Here is a 13,604-nt window from a genome sequence, read left to right on the forward strand (position 1 = left end):
TTCAAAAACACCGCAGATCTCTGTAGGAGTGAGCCTGCTCGCGATAGCGATGTATCAGTCGCCGACAACATTGGCTGTGCCGACGCTATCGCGAGCAGGCTCACTCCTACATTGGATTAGCGTGCACTTGCTGCAAATTGATCGGCTGGCAGGACGTGTTTGCGTTCCAGCAGGCGATAGACAACGCCAGTCAGAATCAGGCCGAACACCATCACCCCGCAGAGGAAATACAAGCCGGACGCAAGATTGCCGGTGTATTCCTTGAGTGCGCCGATCACGAATGGACCGAGATAGCCGCCAAGGTTACCCACCGAGTTGATCAAGGCGATCCCCGCTGCCGCACTGGCGCCGGCGAAGAAGCGGCCCGGCAAGGTCCAGAACACCGCCGTGCAGGAGAACAATGCGAACGCCACCAGGCACAGCGCCGCCAGTTGCAGCACCGGCACCGACAACCAGGCGCTGAGGAACAAGCCAATCGCACCCAGCACGTAAAGCACGGCGAGGTGGCCGTAGCGGTCGTTCAAGCGGTCGGAACTGCGCGGAATGATCAGCAGGCCGACGATCCCGAAGATATACGGCACCGCGGAAACAAAACCGGTCACCAGGTCGCTGCCGCCGAACTGCTTGATCAAGGTCGGCAGCCACAGACCCAGGCCATAGATGCTCAGGGTCACCGGCAGGTAGAACAGCGCCAGCAGCAGGACGCGCTTGTCCTTGAGGGCGTGCAACGGGTTGCCGTGACGGGTCTGGCCGTAGGCATCCAGATCCTTTTTCAACTCACCGCTCAGCCAGTCCTTTTCCGCCTGGTCCATCCACTTCACTTGCTGCGGGCCGTCCGGCAAGTAGCGCAGCACCGGCCAGGTCAGCAGGATCGCCGGGCAGCCGATGACGATGAACAGCCACTGCCAGCCGTGCAGTCCCAACACGCCGTCCATGCCCAGCAAGCCACCGGACAGCGGGCCGGTGATCATCATCGCGATGGGCTGCGACAGGATGAACAACCCGAGGATCTTGCCGCGATGGCGCACCGGGAACCATTGGGTGATGTAGTACAGAACGCCCGGAAAGAACCCGGCCTCGGCGGCGCCGAGCAGAAAGCGCATCACATAGAAGCTGTTCGGCCCCTGGACGAAGGCCATGCCGATGGTGATGGCGCCCCAGGTGACCATGATCCGCGCGAACCAGCGCCGTGCGCCGAAGCGGTCGAGCATCAGGTTGCTGGGAATTTCCAGCAGGAAGTAGCCGATGAAGAACAGCCCGGCGCCAAGACCGTAGGCGGCATCGCCCAGTCCGATGTCGGCGCCCATGTGCAATTTGGCGAAGCCCACCGCGGAACGGTCCACATAGGCGATCAGGTACAGCAGGATCAGGAAGGGAATCAGTTTCAGCGTGATGCGACGGATAAGCCGCAGTTCCTGGCTCATGAGATCGGTCTCCGATTGTTGTTGTTATAGAACCTCGGGGGACGCCTCTCACGAAAAATTCGTCAGGGCCATCCCTCCGTTTGAGCGGACTATATAGTAATACTATTTACTCAACAACACTTCCAAAGCGCAGAATTTGCGCTTATGTTACGCCTCAGCTCGAACAATATAGTCATACAATAAGAGAACCGATCATGTCTGATAAGAAACCCACCCTGCGCTCCGCCCAATGGTTTGGCACCGCCGACAAGAACGGCTTCATGTACCGCAGCTGGATGAAGAATCAGGGCATCGCCGACCACCAGTTCCATGGCAAGCCGATCATCGGCATCTGCAACACCTGGTCGGAACTGACCCCGTGCAACGCGCATTTCCGCCAGATTGCCGAGCACGTCAAACGCGGGGTGATCGAGGCCGGGGGCTTCCCGGTGGAGTTTCCGGTGTTTTCCAACGGCGAATCGAACCTGCGCCCGACCGCCATGCTCACCCGCAACCTGGCGAGCATGGATGTCGAAGAAGCCATTCGCGGTAACCCGATCGATGGCGTGGTGCTGCTGACCGGTTGCGACAAAACCACCCCGGCCTTGCTGATGGGCGCCGCCAGTTGCGACGTACCGGCCATCGTCGTCACCGGCGGGCCGATGCTCAACGGCAAGCACAAGGGCAAGGACATTGGCTCCGGCACCGTGGTCTGGCAGCTCAGCGAACAGGTCAAGGCCGGCACCATCAGCATCGACGATTTCCTCGCGGCCGAGGGCGGTATGTCCCGCTCGGCGGGCACCTGCAACACCATGGGCACGGCCTCGACCATGGCCTGCATGGCTGAAGCACTGGGCACTTCCCTGCCCCACAACGCGGCGATCCCGGCGGTGGATGCGCGCCGTTACGTGTTGGCGCACATGTCCGGCATGCGTGCCGTGGAGATGGTGCGTGAAGACTTGAAGCTGTCGAAGATCCTGACCAGGGAAGCCTTCGAAAACGCCATTCGCGTCAATGCCGCCATCGGCGGTTCGACCAACGCGGTGATCCACCTGAAAGCCATCGCCGGGCGCATTGGCGTGGAGCTGGACCTGGATGACTGGACCCGTATCGGTCGCGGTATGCCGACCATCGTCGACTTGCAACCGTCCGGGCGCTTCCTGATGGAAGAGTTCTATTACGCCGGTGGCTTGCCAGCCGTGCTGCGTCGCCTTGGCGAAGCCAACCTGATCCCGAACCCGAATGCCTTGACCGTCAATGGCAAGTCCATCGGCGAGAACACCAGGGACGCGCCGATCTATGGCGAGGACGAAGTGATCCGCACCCTCGACAACCCGATCCGCGCCGACGGCGGCATCTGTGTCTTGCGCGGCAACCTGGCACCGCTGGGCGCCGTGCTCAAACCGTCCGCCGCCACGCCCGAACTGATGCAGCATCGCGGCCGCGCGGTGGTGTTCGAGAACTTCGACATGTACAAGGCGCGGATCAACGATCCGGAACTGGACGTGGATGCCAACTCGATCCTGGTGATGAAAAACTGCGGGCCGAAGGGTTATCCGGGCATGGCCGAAGTGGGCAACATGGGCCTGCCGGCCAAGTTGCTGGCCCAGGGTGTGACCGACATGGTGCGTATTTCCGATGCGCGCATGAGCGGCACCGCGTATGGCACGGTTGTCCTGCACGTCGCCCCTGAAGCCGCGGCCGGCGGCCCGCTGGCCGCAGTGAAAGAAGGCGACTGGATCGAACTCGATTGCGCCAGCGGCCGTTTGCACCTGGATATTCCGGACACCGAACTGGCCGCGCGCATGGCCGATCTGCAACCGCCACAGAACCTGATCGTCGGTGGCTATCGTCAGCTGTACATCGACCACGTGCTGCAAGCGGACCAGGGTTGCGACTTCGACTTCCTGGTCGGTTGCCGCGGGGCTGAAGTGCCGCGTCACTCCCACTGACACCACCCTTCCCCTGTGGGAGCTAGCCTGCTAGCGATTTCGGTCTATCAGTTGATATTAATGTTGACTGACACTCCGCTATCGCCAGCAGGGCTAGCTCCCACATTTGGTTTGTGTACCCACCTCAAGTTTGTACCGCGCCTGCTATCATGCGCGACACCTATTCGCACAGGACCGCGCCGCTCCCCATGGATTACCGCAAACCCTCCGACCGCAAAAGCATGCACTCGCGCATCGTCCAGGAACTGGGCATGCAGATCGTCTCGGGACGTTTCCTGCCGGACGACAAACTGCCCGCCGAGGCGCTGTTGTGCGAAGAATATGCGGTCAGCCGGCCGGTGCTGCGTGAAGCCACCCGGGTGTTGGTTGCCAAGGGCCTGGTGTATTCCCGCCCGCGTGTCGGCACCGTGGTCAAGCCGCGCAAGGACTGGCACATGCTCGATCCGGACGTGCTGCACTGGTTGATGCAGAGCAGTCCGCAGAATCAGTTTTTCGATCTGTTGACCAGCGTGCGCAGCATCATCGAACCGGCCGCCGCCGCCCTCGCCGCGCAATTCGCCACGCAAGCAGACATCGCGTCCATCGGTGAGGCCTACCAGCGTATGGAAGCCGCACCGACGCCGGAGGCGCTGCTGCAGCCGGACCTGGACTTCCACAGCCGAATCGCCGATGCCACGCACAACGACTTGCTGGCCAACCTGTGCAACATGCTCTCGGTGGCCATCGCCGAAGCCTTGAAGCATTCCAACCAGCGGCCGAACCTGCATGAACTGGCGCTGCCCCGGCACAAGGCAATCCTCACCGCCATCGAGAATCGTGATGCCCTCGGCGCGCGGCATGCGACGCTGGTGCAGCTCGATGATGCGCGCAGTGCGTTGAACGTGGTGCTCGGCTCCGAGCTTTCCTGAGCTGCACATCGCCCGCTCGCCGAGCGTGCGACCGGGCACATTTTTCGAGTGGTCAGGTGGTAGCGGGATACCGCACAGCCCACCGACGAACTCGCCATTCTGGCAGCGAAAACCCTATCTTTTTCGCTACAGACTGGAATCCGACATGCAAAATCAATCCGCCATTACTCCGCCAGGCGCGGTCTCGCCCCCTCCCTCAAGTCTCGATACCGGCAACGCCCCTGCTCAAGCGGTCGCCCTTGGATTCGCCAGCCGACCGACTCTGCGCCAGGTCGCCCGGCAAGTCCTTCAAGCCAGCATTCTGGAACACTACCCGCCTCTTGCCGTGGATCTGGATATCACCCGGCTGGCCATACCGAATCAGACCGGGGGATGGGATCTCAAACTGTTGATCGATGTGGCCCTGGATTATCTGGGCAACGACACCCGCCTGAATCTCACGGAAGAAATTGACGGTCGCACACACTTCCTCACCAACCGGGTTCCCTCGCGCCTGACCTATGAAGCGCAAGGGCCTAAACGCCCCGACATGGGGGTTATCCAGGAAAAAATCCAGGCTCTGGCGTTGACCCTGGGCACCCACTTTCAGGAAGCACTGACGGCCTACTGGAACCAGGCTGACGAAACAGGTGCAACCCGCTGGAAATGGCTGGGTGACCTGTTGGCGACCGGTCTGAACAGCGCGGCCAGCCTTCTTCCGGCGGCGCAAAAACAGTGCAGGGCTGCACTCTACGAGCTGGCTCGTCATCCTGACCGCCGGGAGCGTCAGGCCATCCCCCACCCTGACGGTTTTGTACATGCCTATTGCCTGGAAACCTGCTTGATCCGCAACGGCGAAAGCAGGTCTTTCATGACGCCGGACCTGCTCGTGGTGCAAGGAAACCAGATCTTTTTGTACCGGGCTTCAGGCCGTCTGGAGTCACACCCGACCATGGAAGCGTTCAATCAGGCCTGGGGCCGCGAGGTGGAGCGCCAGTTCATCGCCGACAAAGTCGTCATCAAGCGTTCTGAACCCGATGGCAACATCTTCGATATCCAGGCCGCGTTGCTGCTTGAGTGTCAGTTGGAGAACCTGGACGCCATTCGGCTTCCGGCCGACCAGGGTGTTCGCCCATTGGAAGACCTTTTCGCCGCCAGCACCGACCCGACCCCTTACTTCAGCCTTGCCCCGGTGCCGGGCCAACAAGCTGCGGAAAAAATTCGCTCGACCCTGCCCCAGTGGCTCAAGGACGCCAGCGCCAACGATCGCGCCGAATATCGCCAATGGCTGGTCGAGCAAGCGCGATTGCAACGACAAACCGCGGGTAAGTCGTTCCTCGACGGCATCGAAAACCTGCATGATTTCACCGCCAACGCCTTGCGTGATCAGTTACGCAAGGATCATCCCGACGCCGATTGTGAACCGGACGATCTGTTGCTGAATTTCCAGGTGGCGGCAGGCGATCTGGGCAGCGGTTTCATAACCCGCGTCCCCATGACGTTGATCGAACTGGCCATCCAGAATCTCAGCGCTGCCCCCTCCGGCAGCATGACCATCACGGACAAGACCGGCAAAGCCGTCCCGCAGTGGCTGACCCCCGACTACATTCTGGGTGAAAAAGGTCTGTTGAGCAGCACCGAGGGACTGATCAGCCGGGTGAACATCGGGGAACGCTATCCACAAACCCTCAAAAAGCTGCTGCTCGATGACAACAGCGAATCACAACGCCGCGAGATGCGGTTTGGCCAGGCCTTGAAGGTACACCTGCCGCTCCAGGCCCTGGAGCACAAAATCCGGGGCGAGCACGGCGTGAGCGCCCTGGGCTACCGTTACGTCAAGGCTGTCATGCACACCCACGCGCCCGAACGCGTCGTCGACGGCAACGACATCGTCGTTCGCGCACTGTCCTTCATCCGCAAGCCGGGCGCCGCCGCCGATGTGGTCGACAACATGTTCATCATTGAACCGCGGGACATCGCCATCGGGCCGCATATCCTGTATCGACCGGTGTACCAGGACTCATTGCGGCAGTTCGCGAGCCGTGAAGCGCTGTTCAATGCCATTGCACAACCCGGTGCGCTGCAAGACAGCGTGCTGAACTGGTTGCCGGACAAGGCCCGGCCGATCTACAGCCATGACGGATTCAACAGCCCTCATATCCTGCGTTTTGGCCTGGGGGACGACACCGTCCGTTGGGAAAAACCGGAGCCGGCACAGTTGGGGCAAGACTCTGACACCGACGCAGTACCGGGTTCGCTGGCACAGGCACTGACCAACGGAAACCTGACGCAGTATCTCTACGGCAGAAACGCCCGAGCCCTCATCGACTTGTCTGACAGAGAGTCCGTTTCCAACGCCGAAAGCCGTTGGGCCATCCTGCGCGAGGGCGGCTGGTTACTGTTCAACGCCGTGCTTTTGCCTCTGCTACGTGGACCTGCGATGGTAGCCGGCTGGATGCTGCAAATGGCCGCCAGCCTGGAAAACGATGTGACTGCGCTGCACAGTAATGACCCGACAGCCAGGGAACTGGCCTGGGTCGATCTGCTGCTCAACATTGGTTTGATCCTGTTGCACGCTCCGTCCCGGGCCCACCCTTCCGATCCGTCGGCGCCCAGACTCCACCCCGTAGAGCCGCCGCTCAAACTCGCCGACCTGCGCCGACCGCTCCTCGATGCCACCCCACTCACGACTGTCATCGAGCAAGGCATGATCGGCTTGCCGGCCGAACCCCCGGCCGCCGACAAAACACAGGTCGATTTCATCCACTCCACCGCCAGGGACTCCTCCGGCCGACGTCTGTTGAATGCATTGCTCGAGCTGAATGTCGCTTGGCCGGTTCCGGTTCCCGCCCCCGCCGAAACCGGAACGCTCAAAGGCTTGTACCGTATCGACAACCAATGGCATGCCTCCGTGGGAGGGCTGCTGTTCAAGGTCAGTGTCGTGGCGGGAGTCGGCGACGTTTACATCATTCATCCCCAAAAGCCGCTCCATCCCGGGTTCAAGCTCAAGACTGACGGACAAGGAAGATGGTCGCTGGACCCAGGCTTGAAGCTACAGGGCGGTGGACCTAAAAACCGACTCAAAGCCAAACTCGCGGAAATAGACAAGAAACGTGATCAAGCCAACATTGAGGTCAGCCGAATCGGTGGGATCATATCGACGCTGGCAACACAGGCAAAGGATATGGACCAGCAACTGGATGCGGCAAAAAAGCAGTACGAAAGCGCCCACAACGAACTGGGAGCCGCTCGTGTGCGTCTTCGCGCATCGCCCGAGGACCAGGCTCTGCTCGATGCTCACCGGCTCAAGGTCATTGCGCGTTCACACAACCGGCTGAACTTCCAGATATTGCAGGAAAGAGATCAAGTCATCGTCGACCAGTTGATCCAGGCCCGTCGCGACTTGATCCAGGCCTATCGCCAACTCAAGGACGTTGACAGCGGCTTCGACTACGAGCAGAAAGCCACCGACGAGTACGGCGCGATCCTGATGCATCATGAACTGAGGATCTACCGACTGGCGTCCCTTTACCTGGCCAGCTTCATTTCCGAACAGGGCGAGTCGCTGATTGAGTTGCAATACAACATCAATGACATCGAAGGCGCCCAGCGCATGTACGACCTTCTGGAAACCAACTTCGCCGCCTCCGAGCGACATGCACAGGCAATCATCGCACTGGATGAAGCGCTTACCGAGCTGGCGCAAAACTTCAAGACCGGGCCGGCGCAACGCCTGAAATACCTCAAAGGCCACCCTGACCGCAGGTTCTCCAACCGAGTGACCGCCCTCCTCGAATCGCTCGACGTACTGAACACCTTGAGCATTGACACCACCGTCGAGGCGAAAACGCCGCAGGAACAGTACTTTCTCAAAGTTCATGAAGACCGTCTGGGCGCCATGTCAGCGCTCGAAGACTCCCACCTGGACCTGCTGAGCACGGATGGCTTTACCGCTCAGGAGCGCAAGGACGTCCTGATCAACCTGATCAGGCACTACAAAAGGCGCCTGCAAATCAACACCTCACTGCTGGAGCTTGAGTCCCCGTTGATCCGCCCCCGCTACATGTCGCTGCTGATGGAGCGTCTTGAAATCGTACGGGACAATGCCGAGACCGAACTGGCCGACCTGTTGCGCGAGGACGAATTTTTGCCGGTATTGCCCGTCGCCTTCAAACCCGTCAAAGCACCGTCGCAGACCAAACGGGTGTTCAAGTCGCGGGATAACGGCGACCTGGTCGGAGAGCTGGAACCGGCGACCACCGGCATGCCGTTTGCGACAATCGTCACCCGAAACCCGCTCACCCTTCAAGTCAGTGGTCGGTTCATGGAGCACCCCAATGAGGGATGGGTCGAGATTGTCGACGCCGCGCCTGTGCGGCCGACTCCGACACCGCAACCGCGTTCGTTTGCCGCGCTGCGCACGGAGGGGCAGCGGCTGATCGACGAAATCCCGGCCATTGAGCGCTCGATCGAATTTCAGAAAAGAAAGCTCAGTGATCCGCAACGGCGCGATGAACTCAACCCCCGTGACTGGAGCGATATGCTGGAACACCAGGCCGAACGGATCGAAACGTTGGCCAGCGAATTGGAACAGGCCCACCCTGCCAACCCCGGCATCAGTGCGGTACTTGAATCACTGCGTAACACGTCTGCCGCCACCCGGCTCAAAGGCCAGCAACATTGCATCGAGGGATACAAGGCGCAGCGCCCCCGGCAGGAAAGCATCGAGTACCTTCGCGACCGCCAGGCGGTAGACATCGGCCTTGTGCAGGCGCTCAAACGCACGGCAGCCAAGGACTACCTGACGGAGTTCGCCATTCGGGAGAAGAATTCGGTGAAGGTGCTGTGGTACGCCCATTTCCACTACGCCCAGTCGAACAGCGCGCCTTCGACTTACACGATTGCCCACCTCAAGCGTCCCGAACATCGCTTCGTGACCCTCAAGGATCTGATCGCCCAGGCCGGGCCTGACAACCAATTGATCATCCGTGGCCTCTACAGCCCCATTACCCCGCCACGGGATCAACGGCTGTTTCTGGATCTGGTGCCTGATCAATAACGTCTGAAACGCCGAAAGCCGCGCCTTTTCGAGGCAGCGGCTTTCGGTGTCGGCACAACCACGCAATCAGTGGGCGAACAACGAATTGCCCTTCTGCCCCGCCAGTTTCTCCGGTTTGATCAGGAACCGTGCCAGTGCCGGCAACAGCCACAGCGCACCGAACATGTTCCACAGCAGCATGAAGGTCAGCATCAGGCCCATGTCGGCCTGGAACTTGATGGCCGAGAAGATCCAGGTGCACACGCCGATCGCCAGGCACAGACCGGTGAACAGCACCGCCTTGCCGGTGGACTTGAGCGTCTGGTAGTACGCCTCTTGCAGCGGCAGGCCGGCACGCAGGAAGCTTTCCAGGCGGCTGTAGATGTAAATGCCGTAGTCCACGCCAATCCCCACCCCGAGCGCCACGACCGGCAGGGTCGCGACTTTCACGCCGATGCCCATGAAGGCCATCAGGGCGTTGCCCAGTACCGAGGTCAGCACTAGCGGCAGCACGATGCACAAGGTCGCCGCCCAGGAACGGAAGGTGATCATGCACATGACCGCCACACAGATGTACACCAGGATCAGGATGATCAGCTCGGACTTCTTGATCACCTCGTTGGTGGCCGCCTCGATCCCGGCATTACCGGCAGCGAGGATGAACTCCAGACCTTCCTTGTTGTTTTCCCTGGCGAACTCTTGCACCGCATGCACCGCGCGATCCAGGGTCTCGGCCTTGTGATCGTTGAGGAACACCAGCACCGGCGCCAGGGAACAGCTGTTGTTGTACAGGCCGTCAGCACGGGCGATGGAGTTGTTCAGCACATCCGGGTTACGCGACAGGGTTTCCCATTTCAGGTTGCCCTCGTTCATGCCCTTGATCATTTGCTTGGACACGGTCACCAGGGAAATCGCCGACTGCACGCCCTCGGTGTTCTGCATCTTCCACATCAGTTCGTCGATCGGCGCCATGGCTTCGTAGCGCGAGCACCCTTCGGACTTGGTCTTGACCATCACCACCAACACGTCGGAACTGGTGGAGTAGTTGTTGATGATGAAGTTGTTGTCCTTGTTGTAGCGCGAGTCCGGACGCAGCTCCGGGGCTCCCTGGTCGAGGTCGCCGATTTTCAGGTTCTGGCTGTACCACAGGCCGCCACCAAAGGCGATCAGCGCCAGCAAAATGGAAACCGGGGCCACTTTCGCGCTGGCAAAGTTCGACAGCAGGCGCCAGAACGGGTGTTCGCGCACCGCGTCTTTCTTGCTGCGCTCGACGGCACGCTTGCTGATGCCGACATAGGAAATCGCCACCGGCAGCAGGATCAGGTTGGTGAACACGATCACCGCCACGCCGATGGATGCGCCGATGGCCAGTTCACGGATCACGCCGATATCGATGATCAGCAGCGTGATGAAACCCACAGCATCGGCGAGGATCGCGATCATCCCCGGCAGGAACAATTGACGGAAGGTGCGGCGTGCCGCCGTCAGGGCGTTGTCCGCTTCACTCGATTGCAGGGCGATCCCGTTGATCTTCTGCACGCCGTGGGAAATACCGATGGCGAAGATCAGGAACGGTACCAGCATCGAATAGGGGTCGAGCCCGAAGCCGAAGAAGTGCATCAAACCCAGTTGCCAGACCACCGCCACCAGCGTCGTGCTCAACACGGCGACGGTACTGCGCAGGCAGTTGGTGAACCACAGCAGGAGGATCAGGGTGATGACGAAGGCGATGCCGAAGAACATCACCACCATCACCAGGCCATCGATCAGGTCACCGACTTTCTTGGCGAAACCGACGATGTGGATCTTCACGTTCGGGTTTTGTGTTTCGAACTTGGTGCGGATCTTGTCTTCAAGCTCGTGGGAGAACTGGCGATAGTCCAGCGCCAGCAGCTTGCCCTGGTCCTGCGGGTCCGGGTAGGACTCCAGCAACGGAATGTCGACGATGCTCGACTTGAAATCGTTGGACACCAATCGCCCGACCTGACCGGACTTGAGCACGTTGTTGCGCAGCAAGTCGAGGCTGGCCTGGGAGCCGTTGTAACTCTGCGGAATCACTTCACCGCCGGCGAAGCCCTCTTCGGTCACTTCGGTCCAGCGAACGCTTGGGCTCCACAGCGACTTGAGGCCGGAACGGTCGACGCCGGAGATGTAGAACACCTCGTCGTTGATCTGACGCAGGGTCTCCATGTACTCCTTGGAGAAGATGTCGCCATCGGTGGCTTCCACCGAGATCCGCACGGTGTTGCCCAGGTTCGCCAGGTCGTTGCGGTGCTCCATCATCTTCTGGATGAAGGGATGCTCCAGCGGGATCATTTTTTCGAAACTGGTGGACGGACGGATCAGCGTCGCCTGCCAGAACAGGAAAATACTGACCAGCAGGCAGATCGTGATCACTGCCGGGCGGTTGTTGAAGATCAGGCGCTCGAGGAACGTCGCCTTGTCCTGGTGATGAGTACTCAAGGAAGTCATAGCTCCGCCTTCTTATTATTAACCCGGCTCATTTACCCGACTCGGTACCGTTTGGCGAAGTGACGCGAACGCCGCCCTGCCCGGCCAGAACCAGATTGCCATTGCCTGCCGCAGTCACTGCCGAGACCGAAATACGGTCCGAACGGTTGACCACCTTGAAGGTCTCGCCATTGTCACTGCTGCGAATCACCGAACCGCCATTGCCGACGATCACGATGGAACCGTCGTCGAGCAGCGTGCCACCGGATAGCCCGAACTCCAGGTCGCCACGTTCAGCCTTGAGCTCGACCTGCTCCCAGTTGCTGCCGAAGTCCGTGGAACGGTAAAGGTTGCCGCGCAGTCCGTAGGCCAGCAGCGTATTGGGCTGCGCCGTGCCGATCACGCCGAACAGCGAGCCTTCGTACGGACCTTCGATTTTCTCCCAGGTCTGGCCCCAGTCCGCGGAGCGGAACATGCTGCCCTGCTCGCCGACAATGAACAGCCCGGCGTCCTTGACCGCGGCGATCGCGTTCAGGTGGTACTGGTCTTCATTGTCGAGGCGGTCGCTGGCGTTTTCCCAATGTTTGCCACCGTCGGTGGTTTCCATCAGCGAGCCGTAGGCGCCCACGGCAAAGCCACTGTCGACGTCCTTGAACCAGACATCGAGCAGCGGCGATTCGCGCGTCAGGTCTTCGAACTGCTTGGTCCAGGTCGCGCCACCATCATCGCTGGCGAGGATCTGCGCATCATGGCCGACGGCCCAGCCGTGCTTGTCATCGACGAAAAACACCGACGTCAGCAGGGCCCGGGTCGGGACCTTGGCCTGGGTCCAGGTGGCGCCCTGGTCATCGGAATACAGGATGTGCCCACGGTCCCCGACCGCCACCAGGCGCTTGCCGGCGTGGACGACATCGAGCATCAGGCTTTTGGCAGCCTTGGCCGATTCAATGGAATAAACAACATCGGATGCAGGCGCCGCCGCGGCCAGCGCAGGCGCCGACAGCATGGCAGAGCCCAACAGCGAGAGCGCTGTGGCCAGCAACGCGATTTTGCGTAGTGCCGGCGGGCGGCAGATACCCACACCCATGACAGGCTCACTCATAGACCTTCTCCCATTATTATTGTTAGGTCGTTCAACCTTTCTGGGCGCCGCAAGGGTGCGTGTCTGGACCGGCTGTTTCAGAGCATAGTCCTGAAACCCGCAATCCAGAGCCCCTTCGGAAGCTGGCTTATCCTATCGGTGTTTTTTAATGCCTGACAATCGACGCCATGTTATGTTTTGTTAACCGGGGGGGGATGGGGGTTGTTCTGAATGGTTGGGTATCAGGTGGGGTGATTGCGGTTTTGGTGTTTGGTGTTCGGTGTTCGGTGTTCGGTGTTCGGTGTTCGGAGTACATATCCGTTGCTGTCGTAACGGCTACTTATCGAATCGGTGTACATATCCGTTGCTGCGGTAACGGCTGCTGACGGTTTCGCTCTTACAGCGACTCACTTTTCCAAACGCCGAAAAGTAAGCAAAAGGCTTTGCCCCGACGTACGGCACCTCGCCAAGGCTCGGTGTTCCCTCGCTACGGTGTCCATCAGGGGGCATCGCCTCCGGTCTGCTTCGCGACGACCTCCTCTCGATGTGTTCGACTTCGTCGAACGGCGCTGCGCGCCTAACCCCCTGATGAACACCTACGCTCGGCCTGCCGAAGGGGCAAAAGATCAAAAGCCAGATCAAGATCAAAAGCCATAGCCAAAGCCAAAGCCAAAGCCAAAGCCAAAGCCAAAGCCAAAGCCAAAGCCAAAGCCAAAGCCAAAGCCAAAGCCAAAGCAGCTATGGATCTCTGAAAAACCGGGTGCAAGCAGATGGGACTCGGTCGACTGTCAT

At 60.2% G+C, this 13,604-nt stretch carries 6 protein-coding genes; 3 read left to right on the forward strand and 3 right to left on the reverse strand.

Annotated elements, in window-relative coordinates; translation table 11 throughout:
• Positions 1–116: 116 nt before the first annotated feature.
• A complete protein-coding gene (locus tag AC3ITA_RS15770; RefSeq protein WP_150672945.1) occupies positions 117–1,424 on the reverse strand; it encodes an MFS transporter in 1,308 nt (435 codons plus the stop codon).
• A 194-nt stretch (positions 1,425–1,618) separates the two neighbouring features.
• Between AC3ITA_RS15770 and AC3ITA_RS15775 the strand changes: the two genes are divergently transcribed.
• The 3 genes from AC3ITA_RS15775 (at position 1,619) to AC3ITA_RS15785 (ending at position 9,301) form a co-directional block, all read left to right on the forward strand.
• A complete protein-coding gene (locus AC3ITA_RS15775) occupies positions 1,619–3,355 on the forward strand; it encodes an IlvD/Edd family dehydratase (protein ID WP_095944813.1) in 1,737 nt (578 codons plus the stop codon).
• 188 nt (positions 3,356–3,543) lie between these two features.
• Positions 3,544–4,263, forward strand: a complete 720-nt coding sequence (locus AC3ITA_RS15780) for a FadR/GntR family transcriptional regulator (RefSeq protein ID WP_172435374.1) — start codon at positions 3,544–3,546, stop codon at positions 4,261–4,263.
• Between the two features lie 145 nt (positions 4,264–4,408).
• Positions 4,409–9,301 carry a dermonecrotic toxin domain-containing protein gene (locus AC3ITA_RS15785; protein ID WP_489277776.1) on the forward strand — a complete coding sequence of 1,631 codons (4,893 nt, stop codon included), beginning with the start codon at positions 4,409–4,411 and terminating at the stop codon, positions 9,299–9,301.
• Positions 9,302–9,367: 66 nt separating this feature from the next.
• Here the strand turns inward: AC3ITA_RS15785 and AC3ITA_RS15790 are convergent, their stop codons facing one another.
• Both AC3ITA_RS15790 and AC3ITA_RS15795 read right to left on the reverse strand, forming a co-directional pair.
• Positions 9,368–11,752, reverse strand: coding sequence for an efflux RND transporter permease subunit (locus AC3ITA_RS15790; RefSeq protein ID WP_489277778.1), 2,385 nt, complete (start codon positions 11,750–11,752; stop codon positions 9,368–9,370).
• 28 nt (positions 11,753–11,780) lie between these two features.
• Positions 11,781–12,833: a WD40/YVTN/BNR-like repeat-containing protein gene (locus AC3ITA_RS15795; RefSeq protein WP_489277780.1), complete on the reverse strand. Its 1,053-nt coding sequence runs from the start codon at positions 12,831–12,833 to the stop codon at positions 11,781–11,783.
• Between the last annotated feature and the right edge of the window lie 771 nt (positions 12,834–13,604).

The sequence above is a fragment of the Pseudomonas sp. GL_090 genome, from assembly GCF_057837765.1.

Bases quoted from the DNA above. Each gene is read 5' to 3' on its own strand.
- AC3ITA_RS15770 (WP_150672945.1), bottom strand. From the start codon at position 1,424: ATGAGCCAGGAACTGCGGCTTATCCGTCGCATCACGCTGAAACTGATT.
- AC3ITA_RS15775 (WP_095944813.1), top strand. From the start codon at position 1,619: ATGTCTGATAAGAAACCCACCCTGCGCTCCGCCCAATGGTTTGGCACC.
- AC3ITA_RS15780 (WP_172435374.1), top strand. From the start codon at position 3,544: ATGGATTACCGCAAACCCTCCGACCGCAAAAGCATGCACTCGCGCATC.
- AC3ITA_RS15785 (WP_489277776.1), top strand. From the start codon at position 4,409: ATGCAAAATCAATCCGCCATTACTCCGCCAGGCGCGGTCTCGCCCCCT.
- AC3ITA_RS15790 (WP_489277778.1), bottom strand. From the start codon at position 11,752: ATGACTTCCTTGAGTACTCATCACCAGGACAAGGCGACGTTCCTCGAG.
- AC3ITA_RS15795 (WP_489277780.1), bottom strand. From the start codon at position 12,833: ATGAGTGAGCCTGTCATGGGTGTGGGTATCTGCCGCCCGCCGGCACTA.